General features: G+C 67.8%; 18 protein-coding genes and 1 pseudogene. 6 read left to right on the plus strand and 13 right to left on the minus strand.

The features are described 5' to 3' along the window. Positions 1-174 precede the first annotated feature (174 nt). Positions 175-1,023 carry an LLM class flavin-dependent oxidoreductase gene (locus tag ABZV91_RS14875; protein WP_355240891.1) on the plus strand — a complete coding sequence of 283 codons (849 nt, stop codon included), beginning with the start codon at positions 175-177 and terminating at the stop codon, positions 1,021-1,023. Positions 1,024-1,463: 440 nt separating this feature from the next. After that, positions 1,464-2,969, plus strand: a complete 1,506-nt coding sequence (locus ABZV91_RS14880; RefSeq protein WP_355240894.1) for a SulP family inorganic anion transporter — start codon at positions 1,464-1,466, stop codon at positions 2,967-2,969. A gap of 21 nt (positions 2,970-2,990) precedes the next feature. Here ABZV91_RS14880 and ABZV91_RS14885 read toward each other — a convergent pair whose 3' ends face one another. From ABZV91_RS14885 to ABZV91_RS14905, 5 genes are all read right to left on the minus strand, one after another. Further along, positions 2,991-3,146 (minus strand): hypothetical protein, encoded by a 156-nt coding sequence (locus ABZV91_RS14885; RefSeq protein ID WP_355240896.1) that lies wholly within the window; start codon positions 3,144-3,146, stop codon positions 2,991-2,993. A gap of 59 nt (positions 3,147-3,205) precedes the next feature. Continuing rightward, positions 3,206-3,769 carry a helix-turn-helix domain-containing protein gene (locus ABZV91_RS14890; RefSeq protein ID WP_355240898.1) on the minus strand — a complete coding sequence of 188 codons (564 nt, stop codon included), beginning with the start codon at positions 3,767-3,769 and terminating at the stop codon, positions 3,206-3,208. A gap of 394 nt (positions 3,770-4,163) precedes the next feature. Then, positions 4,164-4,397 (minus strand): hypothetical protein, encoded by a 234-nt coding sequence (locus ABZV91_RS14895; RefSeq protein ID WP_355240901.1) that lies wholly within the window; start codon positions 4,395-4,397, stop codon positions 4,164-4,166. A gap of 83 nt (positions 4,398-4,480) precedes the next feature. Continuing rightward, positions 4,481-4,612 carry a hypothetical protein gene (locus ABZV91_RS14900; protein WP_355240904.1) on the minus strand — a complete coding sequence of 44 codons (132 nt, stop codon included), beginning with the start codon at positions 4,610-4,612 and terminating at the stop codon, positions 4,481-4,483. Continuing rightward, complete coding sequence (locus tag ABZV91_RS14905) at positions 4,609-5,319, minus strand: TetR/AcrR family transcriptional regulator (RefSeq protein ID WP_355240907.1); 711 nt, start codon at positions 5,317-5,319, stop codon at positions 4,609-4,611. The genes ABZV91_RS14900 and ABZV91_RS14905 overlap by 4 nt, the downstream gene beginning before the upstream one ends. Positions 5,320-5,472: 153 nt before the next feature. On the opposite strand from ABZV91_RS14905, the gene ABZV91_RS14910 reads away from it, so the two are divergent. From ABZV91_RS14910 to ABZV91_RS14920, 3 genes and pseudogenes are all read left to right on the plus strand, one after another. Further along, positions 5,473-6,552 carry a homogentisate 1,2-dioxygenase gene (locus ABZV91_RS14910; RefSeq protein ID WP_355240910.1) on the plus strand — a complete coding sequence of 360 codons (1,080 nt, stop codon included), beginning with the start codon at positions 5,473-5,475 and terminating at the stop codon, positions 6,550-6,552. A gap of 89 nt (positions 6,553-6,641) precedes the next feature. Beyond that, positions 6,642-7,816 (plus strand): annotated as a pseudogene (locus ABZV91_RS14915) (alpha/beta hydrolase). Between the two features lie 96 nt (positions 7,817-7,912). Continuing rightward, a complete protein-coding gene (locus ABZV91_RS14920) occupies positions 7,913-9,124 on the plus strand; it encodes a CoA transferase (protein ID WP_355240913.1) in 1,212 nt (403 codons plus the stop codon). Between the two features lie 60 nt (positions 9,125-9,184). Here the strand turns inward: ABZV91_RS14920 and ABZV91_RS14925 are convergent, their stop codons facing one another. The 8 genes from ABZV91_RS14925 to ABZV91_RS14960 all read right to left on the minus strand — a co-directional run bounded on the left by ABZV91_RS14925 (position 9,185) and on the right by ABZV91_RS14960 (position 17,312). Next, entirely contained in the window at positions 9,185-10,243 is a 1,059-nt protein-coding gene (locus tag ABZV91_RS14925; RefSeq protein WP_355240915.1) for a phosphotransferase family protein, read from the minus strand. Next, the gene (locus tag ABZV91_RS14930) at positions 10,240-10,761 is read right to left on the minus strand and encodes an SDR family oxidoreductase (RefSeq protein WP_355240918.1); all 522 of its coding nucleotides are present in this window, start codon (positions 10,759-10,761) and stop codon (positions 10,240-10,242) included. The genes ABZV91_RS14925 and ABZV91_RS14930 overlap by 4 nt, the downstream gene beginning before the upstream one ends. Further along, positions 10,758-11,567, minus strand: coding sequence for an SDR family oxidoreductase (locus ABZV91_RS14935; RefSeq protein ID WP_355240921.1), 810 nt, complete (start codon positions 11,565-11,567; stop codon positions 10,758-10,760). Before ABZV91_RS14935 ends, ABZV91_RS14930 begins: the two co-directional genes overlap by 4 nt. Next, entirely contained in the window at positions 11,564-13,072 is a 1,509-nt protein-coding gene (locus ABZV91_RS14940; RefSeq protein WP_355240924.1) for an AMP-binding protein, read from the minus strand. Before ABZV91_RS14940 ends, ABZV91_RS14935 begins: the two co-directional genes overlap by 4 nt. Positions 13,073-13,134: 62 nt before the next feature. Continuing rightward, positions 13,135-14,145, minus strand: a complete 1,011-nt coding sequence (locus ABZV91_RS14945; RefSeq protein WP_355240927.1) for an alpha/beta hydrolase — start codon at positions 14,143-14,145, stop codon at positions 13,135-13,137. Between the two features lie 96 nt (positions 14,146-14,241). Continuing rightward, positions 14,242-15,603 carry an MFS transporter gene (locus tag ABZV91_RS14950; protein WP_355240930.1) on the minus strand — a complete coding sequence of 454 codons (1,362 nt, stop codon included), beginning with the start codon at positions 15,601-15,603 and terminating at the stop codon, positions 14,242-14,244. Positions 15,604-15,898: 295 nt separating this feature from the next. Beyond that, entirely contained in the window at positions 15,899-16,465 is a 567-nt protein-coding gene (locus ABZV91_RS14955) for a hypothetical protein (RefSeq protein ID WP_355240933.1), read from the minus strand. An 82-nt stretch (positions 16,466-16,547) separates the two neighbouring features. Continuing rightward, a complete protein-coding gene (locus ABZV91_RS14960) occupies positions 16,548-17,312 on the minus strand; it encodes a glucose 1-dehydrogenase (RefSeq protein ID WP_355240936.1) in 765 nt (254 codons plus the stop codon). A gap of 211 nt (positions 17,313-17,523) precedes the next feature. Between ABZV91_RS14960 and ABZV91_RS14965 the strand changes: the two genes are divergently transcribed. Beyond that, positions 17,524-18,183 (plus strand): TetR/AcrR family transcriptional regulator, encoded by a 660-nt coding sequence (locus ABZV91_RS14965; protein WP_355240939.1) that lies wholly within the window; start codon positions 17,524-17,526, stop codon positions 18,181-18,183. Positions 18,184-18,480 lie beyond the last annotated feature (297 nt).

Below are 18,480 nucleotides of genomic sequence, written 5' to 3' on the forward strand. Positions count from 1 at the left end.
GGAGGACCGCCGGCGGATTTTTGTTTGTGGACGGCCGTATTCGCGCCTATAGTCGGCGTGATCCGATCGGAGCTCCCCGGAAGTACAGCCGCAGAGTGGGAGCCCGCGCCCGAACGAACCGGGCGATGGAGTGGGCGGCGTAATTTGCCCACCCATTTTTCCCGGAGGAATTCCATGCACATCGGACTCGGACTCCCCATCGCCGACCCCGCCATCCTGCTCGACTGGGCACGCCGGGCCGACGCGGGACCGTTCTCGACCCTCGGCCTGCTCGACCGCCTCGTCTACGACAATCCCGAACCGCTGGTGGCGCTGTCGGTGCTCGCTGGCGCCACCAGCCGGATCGACGTACAGACCGAGGTCCTGCTCGCCCCGCTGCGCGATACCGCCCTGCTGGCCAAACAGGTCGCCACGCTGGACCGTATGTCCGGCGGCAGGCTGGTGCTCGGGCTCGGTGTCGGCGGTCGCGCCGACGACCACCTCGCGGCGGGCGTGGACCTGCACACCCGCGGCCGCCGGATGGACGAGCAACTCGCGCAACTGCGTGGTTTGTGGTCCGGCGAACCGTTCGGCGACGACTGCGGGCCGATCGGGCCGACACCGGTTCGCCGCGGCGGACCGCCGATTCTCTTCGGCGGGTTCCGGCCCGTGGCGCTGGAACGCGTGGCCCGCTGGGGTGACGGGTTCCTGTCCGCGGCATCGGCGCAATGGTGTGAAGGGCTGTTCGATTCGGTCCGCCGGTGCTGGCATGAGCACGGGCGGCGGGGGGAACCGCGGATCGTCGCCCAGATCAATGTCGCGCTCGGACCGCAATCGGTCGTCGACGAGGCCCGGGCGGCCATCGGCGCCTACTACGCCTTCACCGACTGGTCCGAGCACACGGTGTCGGGGATGCGCACCACACCGGACCGGATTCGCACGGCGATAGAGCAATTCTCCGGCCTCGGTGCCGACGAGGTCATGCTGTACTGCTACGGCTCCGACCCCGACCAGGTCGATCGTCTGGCGGACCTGATCGGCTGACCGGTTCCGCTCGGGTGATCGCACCGCCCGGTGACGGGGGCGATCTGGTCACGCGCCGCGTCGGCCGGGTCGGCCGTCCCGAGGAGTTCGCCGCGATCGTCGCTTTCCTCGTCTCCGTCGCGGCGCGCTCGTCACCGGCGCGCTCGTCGCGGGCGGGGGCTGGACCGCGCTGTGAGCGGGCTCCCCGGCAAGCCCGGTCTCCGGGGACCGCCGGGACGACCGGCCCGCCCACCGACGGACCGGCCCCCGCACCACACGGGCCGGAACCCGATCCCGACGGGGAGGTAGAGTTTGCGGGCCGAGTGTTCGCCGACCACAGCTGTCCGGCAGCACGGCCGGTTCCGGGCTCCGTCCGCGCCCGACCCTCCGCGCCCGCTCGGCTCCCCCGATACCCGCGGCCGTGCGGCCGTGGCTTCGCTCAGTGAACGGAGACAGCCACCGTGGCGACGGCAGTACGCACCGACCATTCCGCCGGCTCGGTGGTGGCGGCGCTGCGCAGCCCGAAACTGCTGCGTACCGAAGTGCTGGCCGGGCTCGTCGTGGCGCTGGCCTTGATCCCGGAGGCGATCGCTTTCTCCGTTATCGCGGGCGTGGACCCGCGGGTGGGGTTGTTCGCGTCGTTCACCATGGCGGTCACCCTCGCGTTCACCGGTGGCCGCCGCGCCATGATCTCGGCGGCGACCGGTGCCGTGGCGTTCGTGGTCGCGCCGGTCGTGCGCGAGCACGGGATGGACTATCTCCTGGCCACGGTGATCCTGGCCGGTGTCCTGCAGATCGCGCTCGGTGTGGTGGGCGTCGCGAAATTGATGCGGTTCGTCCCGCGCAGCGTGATGGTCGGCGTGGTCAACTCGCTGGCGATGCTGGTCTTCCTTGCGCAACTCCCCCAGTTGATCGGGGTGCCGTGGCTGGTGTATCCGCTGGTGGTGGCGGGGATCGCGATCATCGCAGCACTCCCCAGGCTCACCACCGCGGTACCGGCGCCCCTGGTGGCGGTCGTCGCGCTCACCGCTGTCACCGTGACGTTCGGGCTGCACCTGCCCGATGTCGGTGGTCAAGGTGATCTCCCCTCGGCCCTGCCGCTCCCGCTGCTGCCCGAGGTGCCGTGGAACCTCGAGACGCTGCGGATCATCGCCCCCTACGCCTTCGCGATGGCGGTGGTCGGACTGCTGGAATCACTGATGACCGCCAAACTCGTCGACGACATCACCGATACCCCGTCGGACAAAACGCGCGAGAGCTGGGGTCAGGGAGTCGCCAATATCGTCACCGGGTTCTTCGGCGGTCTGGGCGGCTGCGCGGTGATCGGCCAGACCGTGATGAATGTGAAGATCGCCGGGGCCCGGACCCGGATCTCCACGTTCCTGGCGGGAGTGTTCCTGCTGATCCTGGTGGTCGGGCTCGGCGGGCTGGTCGCCCGGATCCCGATGGCGGCCCTGGTGGCGGTCATGATCATGGTGTCGATCACCGCGATGGACTGGCATTCGCTGGCCCCCGCGACGCTGCGGCGGATGCCGATCGCCGAGACCACGGTCATGCTGCTGACGGTCGCCGTCACCGTCGTCACCCACAACCTGGCCTACGGCGTGGTCACCGGTGTCGTCACCGCGATGGTCGCCTTCGCGCACCGGGTCGCGCGTTTCACCGAGGTCGTACCTCTCGTGACGGTGGATCCCGGGGACACCACCCGCGTCTACAAGGTGCGCGGCGAACTGTTCTTCGCCTCCAGCAACGATCTCGTCCACCGCTTCGACTACAGCGGCGACCCGGCCGATATCGTGCTCGATCTGTCCGAAGCGCATATCTGGGACGCCTCCACCGTGGCCGCGCTCGACGCCATCACCACGAAGTACGCCGCGAAAGGCAAACGCGTGGAGATCCGGGGCCTGAATTCGGCGTCCGTGGCACGGCACCGGCGGTTGTCGGGGCATCTGACCGGCGGGCACTGAACCGGTTCCCCGCGCCGGGTCTCACCCACCGGCGTCCGGCAGCGGTGGCAGCTCGGCACCACGGGGATCGACCGCTCGCGTGGCCGGAGCCGACAGGTCGGAGACCGGACCGGAGACGCGGGCCGACGTCGGACCGGGCAGCTGCGCACCGACCACGTCGACATCTACCACGTCCACGAATGGGACGGTCAGGTCGCCCGCAGGCTGCCGAAATACGGCGCGCGGCTCGCCCGCACTCAGCGACGCAGCAGGAAATCGACCAATTCGGCGTGCTCCGCGGTGCCCGTCCGGGCCCGGCGCGCACCGTCCGACAGATGCAGCGCACCGATCCCCATCGCGAACATCCATTCCGCCCGCCGGGTCGCGGTCTCCGGATCGAACCCGTGATCGAGAAAAGCCCGCCGCACCGCGCGGCGGGCACGCCGGTCCGCGGCGCGCACACTCGCCGCGGCGCGCGGATCCGAACGCGCCCATTCCCGCATGGCACGCTCCAGCGTCCACTGCCGGGAACCGGTGAGCAACCCCATCATCTCGATCAACCGTTCCCGCGGCGGAACACCGGCGAGCGCGTCCATCCGCTGGTGATCCCGATCGCGCCGGCCACCCCACGCCGTGACGAGCGTGTCCTTGAACGCGGCGATATCGGAGAAGTGATGGTAGAAACTGCCTTTGGTCACCCCGAGACGCCGGCAGATCTCGTCCAGTTTGAGCGCCCGGAAGCCCTCCTCCGCCAGCACGGTGTAGCCGGCCTGCAACCAGTCGTCCACCGTCAACTGAACGGCACCACGCGCCCGCGCCATCGGGCCAGCTTAACGCGGCGAGCCGATTCCCCGGGCACCGAGCGATCCCAGGACGCATCGTAGAAACACAGAGATCACGAGCGACGAGGAAACCGAACGCTGCCCGGCCTTTGCGACGTCGGACCCCGCCGGGCTCCCGAGGAGGCGGCTATCCGGTGGGCGCGAGTACCCGGCCGCCCGTCACCCGCCCCGGTTCCCGAATCCTTTGTGGGCAGGCTCTGCCAGCACATCCCGGTGATTCCGGTGATTCTCTCCAGCTCTTCCGTGGTGCGAGTGCGTTCTCGGGACGGAGACGCCGACTTCCCCGGTAGACCATCGACCACGGAGCAACCGGGTAGCAGCAGGACCGCAGCGAGGGCGATGACAACAGTCGCGAATGATCGCATTCTTCTCCTCAACGGTGGCCCGGAAGCGGGACTTCCACGCCGGCGGCGCTTTCGGTATCGGCTTCGGACACCTTGTTGCTCCAGGTGATCACCGGCGGACTGCCCTCACCGGCCTTGGGCGCCATGACCAGCACTTCACCGTTCTCGATCTTGCTCTTGATGATCTGCTGCAACTCTTCGGGGGATGCGTCCGGATTATCGGCCCCGATCCGACGGCCGATCTGGTTGTCGAACAGGTCCATCGCCTCGCGGTTGGGTGGGTTACCACCGCTCTTCTCATGCGCCGTCCCCTATGTCTCCGTCCACTCGGGACCGAACTCCTGGGTCATCCGCGCATCCAGTAGATATGCCGGAACGCGTCGCCGTGACCGTCGTCCAGCGATTCGGGATGGTTTTCCTCGGCGACACTCTCGGCCTCGTCGACCATCGCCGAGCCACGACCCGGTTCGGCTCTCATTCGTCGCCGGATGCCTCGTCCGAGCCCGGCACCCGAGCTGCCCGGGCCGCTATCCCGGCGACAACGGTGTCGGCGACCAGGCGCGCGTGGCGGCGCACCGCCCGCGGGGAGAGGGGATCCGCCGGGGCGATCCGGGTCGCCAGCGGCAGCTGCGCGAAGGGGGCGGTGGCACCGCTGGTGATGAGGAAGTGCAGGGTGCGGAGGTCGTCACGATTCAGGATCCGCTGCCGGAGCAGCGGTTCGAGCGGTTCGGCGAGCAGCATCGACATCGGTTCGATGTGCCGGTCGTAGAGGTAGGTCAGTCTGGGTCCTTCGATGGCCGATTCCATACTGATCAACCGCACCACATCCGGATATTCGGCCTGGATCTCCAGGAAGCGGATGATGCCGGCGCGGAATTCCTCCAGCGGCGGCAGATCGTCGCGGTCCGGCCGGATCCGCAGCAGAGTGACGACATCGGTGAAGATCCAGTCCACTACCGCGTACCACAACGCTTCCTTGGACCCGAACCGCTGATGAATCAGATTGTGGCTCACCCCGAGCTCCCGGTTGATCGCGGCGACCGAGGCGCCCGCGAATCCGTCGCGCGCGAAGACCCGCAGTGCGACCGTGAGGATCTCGTCCACGGAGGCGGGGGAATCGCCGGTGGGCGGGCGCCCGCGTCCTTTGCGCGGCCCCCGTTGTTCCGGTGCGACCTCTACGTCCATGGATACGGATTATATTGAAAGCTATCAATTTCTCTGCGAGGGTGACACCGATCACTTCGCTGTGCGGTGTGGGGGATCGCGACGCGCCGGCCCGGGTCGGTGCCACGGCCGCTCCGCGCCCGACGAGGACGGGACACTGCTGGGGAATCCTTTGTGCACCTGCGAAAAGGCACCACTCCCGACCGGCTGCACGCTGATCTCGACGGTCTCGAGGACGATGAACTGGGCCGCGGCGGATTCACCGGGCGCACCGCCCAGCTGTATCGGCGCAACGAGCCGATGGGCTATCGCGCCGAAGGCCCGCTGGCACCCGTCGACGTACTCGCCGACACGCTGAAGCCCACCGACTCCACCGACCCGGCCGGCTCCCCGCTGCTGCTGTTCTCCGATACCGACTGCCGGATCCTGCTGAGCCGGCGCGCGCGGGAGATGCCGTTCTTCGCGCGCTACGTCGACGGCGATCTGCTCTCGTTCGTCCACAAGGGCAGCGGCCTGCTGGAGACCGAGTTCGGGCCACTGCGCTATCGCGAGGGCGACTGGGTGTATCTCCCGAAGGCCTGCACCTTCCGGCAGGTGCCCGACAGCGAATCCACCTGGCTGATGATCGAGGCGACCGAGGAGTTCCGGGTCCCGCCGGCCGGTCCGCTGGGGCGGCATTTCCCGTTCGACCCGGGCAAGATGATCGTCCCCGACCCTCGGGCCATGGACGACGACGGGCGCGACGAGTACGAAGTGCGGTTGATCCACGAGGGCGGGCCCACATCCCTGTTCTATCGGCACCATCCGCTCGACGTGGGGGGCTGGCAGGGCGACAATTTCCCGTTCACATTCAATATCGCCGACTACAACGTGATCCTTTCCGATACCGTCCACCTGCCGGCCACCGTGCATCTGTTCATGCAGGCCACCGGCGTGTACGTGATGAACTTCCTGCCGAAGCGGGCCGAATCGGCGCCGGGGACCGAAACCATCCCGTGGTATCACCGCAACGCCGACTACGACGAGATCGCGTTCTTCCACGGCGGCGATATGTACGGCATCCCCATGCCGCCGGGGCTGATCTCCCACGCGCCGCAGGGTGTCCACCACGGCGCACCGGAGAAGATGCGCGAGCGGGCGCGACGCAAACGCGAGGAGATCACCCATATCGGATGGACCACGATCGCGGTCGACACCCGACGGCGGCTCACCCCCTCGCCTGAGGTGCGGGCCGCGAATCTCGGCGCGCACTGAAGGTTCCGGCGCCCGATCGCGGGGCCGCTGTCCGGCGGTCGGCCGGCGTGGTGTTCAGCGGAAACCGAAAGACGAAGGCAGGCAATACGATGTCGCATCATGTCGAACGCGTCCCGTATGTGGTGGCGTACGCGAACACCTCCGGCACCCGGGACGCCTACGGCGGTCTCACCGAAACGGTCACCCTCGATTCGATCCTGGTGAAACCGAAGGATCTCCCGTCCGACACGGTGCTGGTGCTCATGCACCCCGTCTCCAGCGGCACCTATCTGCCGATCGTCACGGCACTGGCCCGGGCCGGGCACCACGTCATCGTCTGCAACAGCCGCTACCGCGGCGCCGACGCCGCGCTGCTCATGGAGAAAGTGGTCCAGGACCTCGGCGAATGTATCCGTGACGCCAAAAAGCGGCTCGCTACACCAAGGTGGTGCTGGCCGGGTGGAGCGGCGGCGGCTCACTGTCGGTGTACTACCAGCAGCAGGCCACGCATCCGACCGTGACCTCGAGTCCCTCCGGCGACGGGCCCGACCTCACCACCCTCGACCTGCTCCCGGCCGACGGCATCCTGCTGATGGCGGCCCATATCAGCCGTCATCACACACTCACCGAATGCCTGGACCCGTCGATCCTCGACGAGACCGACCCGGCGCGGCGCAACCCGGAACTGGATCTCTACAACCCGGAGAACCCGCACCAACCGCCCTACACCCCCGAGTTCGTCGCCCGCTACCGGCAGGCCCAGCTGGACCGGAACCGGCGCATCACCGCCTGGGTGAAGGAGAAACTGACGGCGATCGCGGCCTCGGACCGGCCGCAGGACGAGTTCTGTTTCGTCGTCCACGGCACCATGGCCGACCCCACCGTCCTCGACCCCACCCTCGACCCCAACGATCGCACTCCCGGTGAGTCCTATCTGGGCGAACCGCAGGAGGTGAACACGGGTGCGTCCGGCCTGGCCCGGTTCACCACCCTGCGCAGCTGGCTGTCGCAGTGGAGCATCGACGACGCCCGGGGCGACGCGGTGGCCTGCGGCCCGGATATCGAGGTCCCCACCCTGGTCCTCTACAACGCCGCCGACAATGTGTGCACACCCTCGCACGCCCATCGCATCCACGAGGCCCTGGGCTCAGCGGACAAGGAATTGCACGAGATTCCCGGCGCCAACCACTACTACCTGGGCCCCGATCAGCGGGAGCAGCTGACGAAGGCGATCGCACTGGTCGACGGCTGGCTGCGCGCCCGCGATGTGGGTCCCGCCGCGTGACCCCGTCGCGAACCCCGGCCCCGTGGGAGCGCGGTGCGCGGTCCGCGCGCCCAACCCCTCGGACCCGCCCCCATGACCACCGGAGATAATGCCGCGATGGACTCCGCGACAACCGGTGCTCTCGACGGTATCCGGGTACTCGAGATCGGGACGCTGATCTCCGGCCCCTTCGCCGGCCGCCTCCTGGGTGATATGGGCGCCGAGGTGATCAAACTCGAACCCCCGGACTCCCCGGACCCGCTGCGCACCTGGGGGCAGGCCGAGCTCGACGGACATCACTTCTTCTGGACCGTGCACGCGCGCAACAAGAAAGCCGTCACGCTCAACCTGCGGGAGGAGGCGGGCCGGGACCTGTTCCTGGAACTGGCCGCCCGATCCGACATCATCGTGGAGAACCTGCGGCCCGGCACGCTGGAACGCTGGGGCCTCGGCTACGACATACTGCGGGAACGCAATCGGGGCATCATCCTGGTCCGGGTGTCCGGGTACGGGCAGACCGGCCCGGAGTCCCGTAAGGCCGGATACGCCTCGGTGGCCGAAGCGGCCAGCGGCCTGCGCCATATGAACGGTTTCCCGGGCGGCCCGCCGCCACGGCTCGCGCTCTCCCTCGGCGACAGTCTGGCCGGGATGTTCGCCGCTCAGGGCGCGCTGGCGGCGCTGTACCGGCGCACCGTCACCGGGGAGGGGCAGATCGTCGACGCGGCGCTCACCGAGGCGTGCCTGGCGGTCCAAGAGTCCACCATCCCCGACTACGACATCGGCGGTGTGGTCCGCGGCCCGTCGGGCACCCGGCTGGAAGGTATCGCGCCGTCCAATATCTACCGCACCGCCGACGGAAGCTGGGTGGTGATCGCGGCCAACCAGGACACGGTCTTCCGCCGGCTCTGCGCGGCGATGGACCGGCCTGAGCTGGCCACCGACGAACGGTTCGCGAACCACGCCGCACGCGGCCGCAACCAGGACGAACTCGACGCCGTCATCGGCGACTGGGCGGCCCAACGACAGCCCGGGGAGATCATCGCGACACTCGGCGAAGCCGGAGTGATCAGTGGGCCCATCAACACCGTCGCCGAGGTGGTCACCGACCCACAACTCAACGCGCGCGGCATGATCGCCGACCACTTCGACGAGCGCATCGAACGGAATGTGAAGGGTCCGGGGGTGGTACCCGTGCTGTCGGCGACCCCGGGGACCATCCGCAATGCCGGGTCGGCGCGGCCGGGGCAGCACAACGACGAGGTGTACTCCGGTCTGCTCGGAAAATCCGCGGCCGAGCTGGCGGCGCTGCGGTCGCGGGGGATCGTCTGAGCCCTGTGTCGAAGTAGCGGGTGGGGTGGCACCGCCCAGCGGTGTCACCCCACCCGCTGTTCAGGCATTTCGGGCGCGGAACAGCAGCGGCTGTTCGGCGAGTCCGTAGCCGGCCGCTATCTCCCACGCATGATCGATCGTCGCCTGGATGCTCTCCGGTGTCGGTACGCCACTTGTGGCCGCGTTCGCGGGGTTGTCGAGGACGCGTCGGTGAACCCCGTCGCAGATGATCGCGATCTTCCACACTCCGAGGACGTGCCAGAAAGCAAGGCTCGCGCCGTCACGTCCCGACGCGGAGAGGTATTCCGCCGCCATCTCTTCGCGCCGGGGGAAACCGGGCAGGGTCGGGGCCGCGAACGTTCCGCTCGGCCGCTCGCCGGCCTGCGGCCAGTAGGCGAGAGTTGTTCCGAGATCGGCGATCGGGTCGCCCAGCGTCGAGAGTTCCCAGTCCAGTACGGCGTTCGGTGCACCGGTGGCCGGGTCGACGATGGTGTTGCAGACGTGGAAGTCGCCGTGCACGAGCGAGAGGTCGCCGGCCGGTGGGATGTTCGCCTGGAGGAGCGCGGTGAGCGCCTCGAGATCGGGACGGTCCCTCGTTCGGCTGTCCTCGAACTGCCGGGTCCAGCGCCGAAGCTGTCGCTCGGCGTAGGGCGAGCGGGACGCGAGATCGCCGAGTCCCACCGTGTCGACGTCGACGGAGTGGATTCGCGCCAGCGTCCGGACCAGACCCAGACCGACGGCGCGACGCACCGTCGGGTCCAGGGACTCGGCGACGTCCATCCGGTCGACGACAGTGCCGTCGACGTGCGACATGACGACCACTGGCACGTCGGCAACGGCCTCCTCCTCGCAGAGTCCGACGAGGCGTGGGACCGGTACATCGGTGTCCTGCAGGGCATGGAGGATGCGGTACTCGCGGGCCACGTCGTGTGCCGAGGCCAGCAGCTCGCCCAGAGGAGGTCGTCGGGCGATCCAGCGTGCTCCGGCCTCGTCGGTGAGCAGGTAGATCAGGTTCGACTGGCCCTGACCGACTCGCACCGCGGACAGCCCGCCCGTGACCTGTGCACCCTGCGCCCGCATCCACTGCGCGAGCGCGACCGGATCGAGCACCGCGGTCATGCCGCGCCTCCCGTACCGAGCATCCGACCACCGTCGATCAACAGTGTTTCGCCGGTGATCCGGGACGAACGAGGGCTCGCCAGGAAGGCCACGGCCGCGCCGATGTCCTCGGGTTCACCGGTCCGGACCACGCCGGACGCGACCGCGTTCACCCGGATCCCCCTGTCCGGCTTCTGTGCCAGGTGGGTCGGCTGCGTCAGCGCAGCCTTCGAGGAGTGGTAGATCCCGAGATCGGGACGCACCTGGTAGCCGCCGAGTGCGGCGGTGTCGACGCCCGATCCGCCGTGCCCACCCGTCCACAGCTCGACCGCCATCCGGGTGCACAGCACAGGACACGCTCGGCGCGATCGTCGGTACCAGGAAGCCGAAACAGCAGTCGGTGATCGCCGCTGATCTCCTCGCTGGAGTTCGAGATGCCTTCCAGTACGCTCGTCGGCAACCTCCAGCTCGCCCGTCGTCGAGACGCCGCCCGAGTCGACGAGGACGGCACGAGGACGAGTCCGGCCGGGCCTCGTCATGCGAGGGAGTCCCGGTAGCGGCGCATCCCGCGCAGCCACCTGTCGTAGTCGTCGGCCTTGCGGCGGAAGAACTCCAGCACCTCGGGGTGGGGCAGGATCAGGAACTCGTCGGTGCCGAGCGCGGCGACCACCAGATCGGCGACGTCGAGCGGCTCGAGGACCTGCCCCGATTCGGTGACCGCCTTGATCATCTGCTGGGCGCCGTCATCCGTGGAGTCGCTCTCCAGCATGGCGGTGTCGACGCCCATCGGGCACAGACAGCTGACGCCGATGCCCCGCGCGCCATAGGTGACCGACAGCCACTCGGCGAAGGCGACCGCGGCGTGCTTGGTGACCGAGTACGTCGGGGATCCGATCTGGGTCAGCAGTCCGGCGGCGGAGGCGGTGGTCAGGAAATGCCCGGCACCGCGCTCGAGCCAGCCGGGAACGAGGAGCTCCGCAGCACGGACGTGAGCCATCACGTTGACGTCGAGTGAGGTCTGCCAGGCCGCCGCCGACGAGTCGAGGAGATCGGCGCCGATGCTGACGCCCGCGTTCGCCGCGTAGAGGTCCACAGAGGCACCGAAGGTGTGCTCGGCGAGGGCGATCGTCGCCCGGATATGTTCGTCCGCGGAGCAGTCCCCGGCCAGGCCCACGATGGTGCCGGGATGATCGGCCGCGATCGAATCCACCGCGGAGTGCAGCCGCCCGGCGTCGAGATCGGTCGCCACGACGCGGGCGCCCGCCTCGACCAGCCGCCGGCTCAGCGCCGCGCCGATCCCGCCGCCCGCACCGGTAACGATGCAGACACTGTTGTCGACCCTCATGCTTTCCTGTCTCCTGTTGTGTTGCGACGCAATCCCTCTCGGTCGATCGCACGCTTGAGAATCTTGCCCGTGCCGCCCTTCGGCAATGCCTCGACGAAGGAGAACAAGCGGGGCACCTTGTACGGGGACAGTCGCTCTTTGGCCCATGCGCGGATCGTCTCCGGCGTCTCCACCGCATCCGCGCGGAGCACCGTGACCGCGGCGATCTCCTCGCCGTAGTGATCATCGGGAACGCCGATCACGGCGACTTCGACGATCGACGGGTGCTGGTAGAGCACCTCTTCCACCTCACGGGGGTAGACGTTGTAACCGCCGCGAATGATCAGGTCCTTCACCCGGTCGACGATGTTCAGGTAGCCGTCATCATCGAGTGAGCCCAGGTCGCCCGTCCGGAGCCAGCCGTCGCGGAGCTCGGCCGCGGTCACGTCCGGGCGGTTCCAGTAGCCCTTCATGATGGTGGGGCCCCGGAGGAAGACCTCGCCCGTGACGCCGGCGGTGACGACGGCACCATCGGAATCGCGGATCTCCAACTCGGTGCCGGGCAGCGCGGGTCCGACGGTGCCCGTCTTCGTCGGGCGGCTGACATCGCTGAACGCTGCCCCGCCCGTCGACTCGGTCAGGCCGTAACCTTCGAGGATCGTGCACTCGAACCGGGCCTGGAACGCTCGGAGGGTCGCGGCGGGCAGCGGCGCCCCTCCCGACAGCGCGACACGTAGGTGCGCGAAATCGGCAGGGGTGTAGGCGTTGTCCACCTGCACCATGGCATTCCACATCGTGGGTACACCGGAGGCGACGGTCAGTCGATCCGCCACCATCACCTCGAGGACAGCGGCGGCGTCGAACGGGTGGACCAGTGAGAAGGAGGCTCCCGCCACGAGCGCCGCGTTCAAGCAGTCGGCCTGCCCGAACACGTGGAAGAGCGGCAGTGCGGTGCCGTACCGGTCCTCGGCGCGGAGGTTCAGAACGCGCTGGAACGCCGTAGCGGTCTCCAGCAGGTTCGACGCCGTCAACTCCGCACCCTTCGGACGTCCCGATGTTCCCGATGTGTAGAGGATGCAGGCCGTGTCATCCGGTGCGTGGTCATGTGGTCTCGTGAGCGGCGCCGAGTCGAAGGAGGCACCGGGGCGGATCTCCCAGAAAGGGGTACCGCGCTCAGCGGCAGCGGATGCGGCGTTCGCAGCGTTCTCGTGCCACGCGATGACCAGCTCGGCGCCGGAATCGTCGAATACATAGCCGATCTCCGGGATCGTCGACATCGTGTTCATCGTGATGACGGTGACGCCTGCCGCGTGCAGGCCGTAGTAGATCTCCACGAACTCCGGGATCGACGGTGCGATGAACAGGACACGGTCCAGCGGAACGAGCCCCGCATCCCGAACGGCGCCGGCCACTCGGGCGTTCACGGCCCGTAGCTCGCCGAAAGTGATCCGGCGCGGCGAGCGCACGGCGACGCGCTCAGGTGTGGTGCGGCCGTGCTCCCACACCTCTGCGGCCACATTGACCATCTGCTGATCCTCCTTCGAACGGTGAGGTGATCGGTGTGGCACGCCGACATTCGAATCCGAGTTCATGTCGGGTTCCCTCTCGATCGGCTCTCCTCCGAGAGTGGGCGTCCGAGGGTGACCTCGGTCAGCCACTGCGTGAATCGCCGAACTGCGTCCCGGGCTTGGGGCACGGAGTGGACATAGCGCAGGTATCCGTGAATCACACCCGGCTCGGCGTGGTAGGTGACCGGGTTGCCCTGGGCGGTAAGCCGCTTCGCGAGCGCTTCGACCTCGTCGGATAGCACGTCGATCCGCGCCGACTGGATGAATACAGGGCCCAGCTCGCGCAGGTCCGCGTCGAGAAACGACACGTAGCCTTGCGATCTGGTGGAACCCGGGGCGTAGGCATCCCAGAACGCCATCATGGTATTGCGATCCAGTCCGAAACCTTCCGCGAACTCCCGGTACGAGGATCGGTCGAAGTCGTCACTGCACACCGGATACGCGAGCGCGATCGCGTCCACCCCGCTCCCTCGATCCCGGTCGGCGAGCGCGACGGCCAAGGCAAGGTTGCCGCCCGCGGAGTCCCCGGCGACCGCGATCAGTGTTCCGACGTCTCCGAGGGCGTCCGCCCGCGCGCGCACGGCGTCGAGTACCGCAAGTCCCTCGTCGAGGGCTGCCGGGTAGGGGTTTTCCGGAGCCAATGAGTATCCGACGCTCACGATCTGCCACGCGGAGTCGACGGCGAGGTGGCGACACAGGGTGTCGTGCGAGTCGATGCTGCCCTGGACCCAGCCGCCGCCGTGGAAGAAGACCACCGTACCGGCGGGACGATCGACATCGACATACCACCTGAGCTCGACAGCCCGCCCGTCCAGCTCCACAGCGGTCCGGCGAACGGTGGCGACGTGCGGCGTAGGCCCGCTGATCCGCGCCGCCACCGCGTCGAAGATCGTTCGGCGTGCCGTGATGTCGTCGCCCGCTACAGTTCGCTCGACGTCCAGCCACGTCGCGGCGTACCGACGGAATTCCGCGAGCATCTCGGGCGCCAGCAGGCGGTCGGGGCCGGTGACTTCGACGTCGTGTCGGTCCATGGTCGGTTCCTCTCTGCGTGCGGGCGACGCCCTGTGTTGTCCTGATCGTGTCCAGCCCCACCCACGGGGTGACATGGTGCGACGTGATCGGTGAATTCAGCTGCGGGCCACATCGGCCGCCGGCTCGGGCGAGGCACCGGCGTCTGGATCCCTTGCGGAGTCCATGGTGAGCAGGTCGATGCCGCGGGTTTCCCGAATTGTGGCCAGGAGCAGGGTGGCGATGACCATGAGGACTACGAGATAGGTGGAGAAGACCCACTGGAGGTGGAGCGAGGTGAGCCAGGTGTTGAGGTACGGCGCGGTGCCACCGAACACCCCCGATGCCATGGAGGTGGTGATGCCGATGCCGATCGCGCGGGCCCCGGGCGACACAGCCTCGGACAGGATGGCAGGCCAGATCGAACCGACCGCGGCCCAGAAGACCAGCGCGATGCTCTGGGCGACGAACAGGGTGATCGGACTGGCGCCCAGCAGGGCCGAGAGAGGGAAGGTGACCACACCGAACCCGATGGTCGCGAAGATCGCGACGGGCTTCCGGCCGAATCGGTCGGACAAATGGCCGAATACGGGGAACAGGCCCAGCGTCAGCGCCTGTGCGCACAGACTCGCTGTGAAGGCTCCCCGGCTGTCCATGCCGAGGCTGCTGATCGCGTAGCTGGAGGCGAAGCTCAGCCAGGTGTAGAACGCGATATTGGTCGCGCCGAGGATGATGAACAGGCGGAGCAGGTCGAGCAGGGCCCGGCGCTTGTCCACTCTGGACATGCGTACCGCCGGTGCATGTTCGCTTTCGGATTCGCTGATCGCCGAACCGACCTCCGTCTCGATCGATCGCACGCGCATCCAGAGCGCGTAGACAGCGAGTAGCGAACCGACGAGGAAGGGCACGCGCCATCCCCAGGTGCGCAGTTCTTCCTGTGTCAGCAGGCTGGTGAGGACGAAGCCGCAAAGCGTTCCGGCCATGGCGCCGACGGTGACACTGGCGAAGACGGTGCTCGACCACAGGCCGCGCCGGCGAGGCGGTGCCAGTTCGCTGACGTATACGTACGAGGTCGAGGATTCACCGCCGTAGGCGAGGCCTTGAAGGAGTCGGGCGAAGAGCAGCAGCACGGAAGCGCCCACGCCGATCGCGGTGTACGGCGGGATGACCGCCAGGACGAGACTGCCCAATCCCATAAGCAGCATGGCACCGACCAGTGCCGACTTTCGTCCGCGCCGGTCGGCGATCCGCCCGAACACGGCGCCGCCGATCGGCCGGATCACGAACGCGACGGCGAAGATCGCGAGCGTGAGCAACATCGCCGACGTCGGATCGGTGTCGTCGAACAGCACGACTGCGATGAATGGCGAGAAGGTCGCATAAATCGTCCAGTCGAAGTACTCCAATGCGTTACCGAACAGTGCCGAACGCAACGATTGCAGCAGTGCCTGCCGCTTGGCCGGTAAATCTGTCGCGACCATGTGTCGCCTCCCGAGGTGACGATCATCCTGAATCGATGATGGGTATTGGGGTGTGGGGAATGACCGCGCTCGAGCGCAAGCCGTCGAGCGCGGTGCGGAGGCGGTGCTCGTAGTCGGCGTCGAGGACGAATCCGCGGCGAGTCCGCGAAGTCTCGGAGCGAGAACTTCAGAGGTGGTTCGAGCTGACTGTTCGCCCCCGGACCGACGACCGGACCGGGGGTGGGGGCGGGCCGAAAGGTCCGGCCGGGAAGTGACGCGGTGAACGGCGCTGCTGGTCCGTCCCCCGCGGGCCCTCCTACGCAGCGTCGGGGCCGACCCAGGGCATATCGGTGGCCGCCAGGATGAACGCGCTGATCGCGGAACGGCCGTCTGCCTGTGGCTCTCCGGGCGTGAAGCCGGGAACCGGCGCGGCGGTGTGGTAGATACCGAGGTAGACGCCAGGCGCGACGACTCGGACTTCGTCGATCAGGTCGTTGGCGCCTCCCCAGTCGTCGAAGGCGCTGTAGTGCATCACCAGCGTGTCCCTGCCGTCGACGATGGAGGGTTCGATGTCCCAGACGAAGCGATTCATCCGGATGATGACCCCATCCGGCCCCTGGTACCTGTTGTAGCCGTGCCCGACGTGGCCGTTGCACTCCTCGGGACGATAAGCCTTTCCGAGCCAGGGTTGGGCGCCGCGCTCGCGCATGAATGCGCGCCAGGCGTCCTCGCGAGTCGCCGGGAGGTGTCCGCTGAACTCGCCGTACATCTCGGCGGGGTCAGGTGCGTCGAGGGACTTGTAGAGCTCGACCAGATCCTCGGTGGTGCGTGCGACGAGTGCGGCAACGGACTCGGTGTTCGTCTTGTACTTCGCGTCGGTCACGGTGTTTCCTTCGTAGTGCAGTGATGTTCGGTGTCGCGGTTGTGCAGTCGAGCGGGTCGAAGTCGAGCCACGCGGCAGGTGCTCAGGTCGTGGTGAATCCACCGTCGACCGTCAGGGTCTGGCCTGTCACGTATCCACCCGCGTCGCTCGCGAGGAAGAGGACCGCGGCGGCGAGTTCGTAGCCGTGGCCGGTTCGGGGCACCAGGAAACGCGGTGAGATGGATTCGAGGTAGCCGGGGCGGTATTGAGCGGTCATCTCGGTCTGGAAGAAGCCGGGAGCGATGGCGTTGACGCGGATCCCCTTGCGGCCTGTCCATTGTTGCGCGAGATCTCGCGTCATTCCGATGAGGCCGGCTTTGCTCGCGGCGTATGCGGCCTGCGGGAGGCCTGCCGTCGTCAACGCGATCACACTACTGATATTGATGACGCTGCCGCCGTGCTCCATTCGCATTCCGCACGCTTGCGTCATCCAGTAGGCGCCTGAGAGATTCACATCGAGAACCTCTCGAAACTGTGCCGGCGTTTCACGACTGGCCGGAACCGCTGTGCCGATGCCCGCGTTGTTCACCAGGACGTCGATACGGCCGAACTGCTCGAGCGCGGCCTCCGAAGCGCGCGTGCAGGCGTCCGGATCTGCGACGTCGGTACTCACGGCCAACGCCCGCCCTCCGCGGTTCACGATCCGCTCGGCGAGGTCGCCGAGGCGGTCCGCGCGGCGAGCCGCCAAAACGACATCGGCACCTGCGTCCGCGAGAGCGAGGGCGGTATCGGCCCCCAAGCCCGACGACGCCCCGGTCACGATCGCCACGCGACCGTCGAGGCGGAAGTGGTCCAGCACGTTCTCCATCGGATTTCCCGTCTGTCTGGTCCGATCATTTGATGAGCGAGCGCTCAGTCAGATAATATCTTGATATGTGATCCAGGTCATGTCAAGGGCTGCTCGAGGCGTGGGGAGCGAGGTGAGCCCCAGAATGGGCGTCAGGAGTGCAAGTAGCCTTCAGTGACCGGCTTCACGTCGATGGGCCTGGTGGGAAGTAGCGTGGTTGAGGAGGCGAAGAGTGTCCGAAGGAACTAAGGTCTCGGCTGAGAAAGCCCACGTCGAGAGCTATGGCGCCGGAGGTGTCAGGGCGGCGCGTAGTCAGGAGGCGCGACAGCGTCTACTGGACGCCGCGATCGTGGCGTTCGCGCACCGTGGATTCCACGGTACGAGGACGCGCGACATCAGCGAGAGCGCCGGAGTCAGCCACGGCACTCTCTACGTCCACTTCTCCTCCAAAGAGGATTTGCTCTTCGAGATTTCGCGTACCGGCCATGAACGTGAGTTGACGGTCGTGGAGAACGCGGCGAGGTCATCGTCCGATCCCGCCGAGCAACTGCAGGCGATCGTCCACGGATTCGTCATCGATCACGCCCGGAATCACACCAGCGCGAGGATCAACAACTACGAGCTCGAAGCGTTGGCGGACGAGCATCAGCTCGAGATCCTCGAGATACGCCGGGGGATCCGGCATCGGATCCTGTCTGTCATCGAGGAAGGTGCGCGCCAGGGACAGTTCGTGGTCGAGGACGCTCACATCGTGACGACGGCGATAACGTCGCTCGGCATCGACGTCGCGCGCTGGTACCGCGACGACCACCACTGGTCGCCCGAGCAGATCGCCTCCTACTACTGCGGTCTGGCCGCCCGGATGGTCGGTCGCGCGCCGACGTCGAGTTGACGGCGCGTCGGCGTCATCGTTCGGCCCGAGAGCACCCCGCACCGACTCCCGACGCTGCCCCTCGGTGACCACCGACCCCGGACCCGATCTCGGCCGCCCCGTCCTCGCCGCCGCCGAATCCTGGTCGATCAACGGATTCCAGGCGCCGAACACCAGGTGTCGGATTCCGGTGCAGTGGGCCACGGCGGTGCCGGAATCCGTCCGTACCGGCAATCCACAGCGCTCATCGGCGCGCATCGGTGCACGATCGGAACGGTAAACCCGTGACCCGGGCGGTCGTGACCGCCCGCTCTGCCC

Source organism: Nocardia sp. NPDC004568, assembly GCF_040609955.1.
GTDB lineage: Bacteria > Actinomycetota > Actinomycetes > Mycobacteriales > Mycobacteriaceae > Nocardia.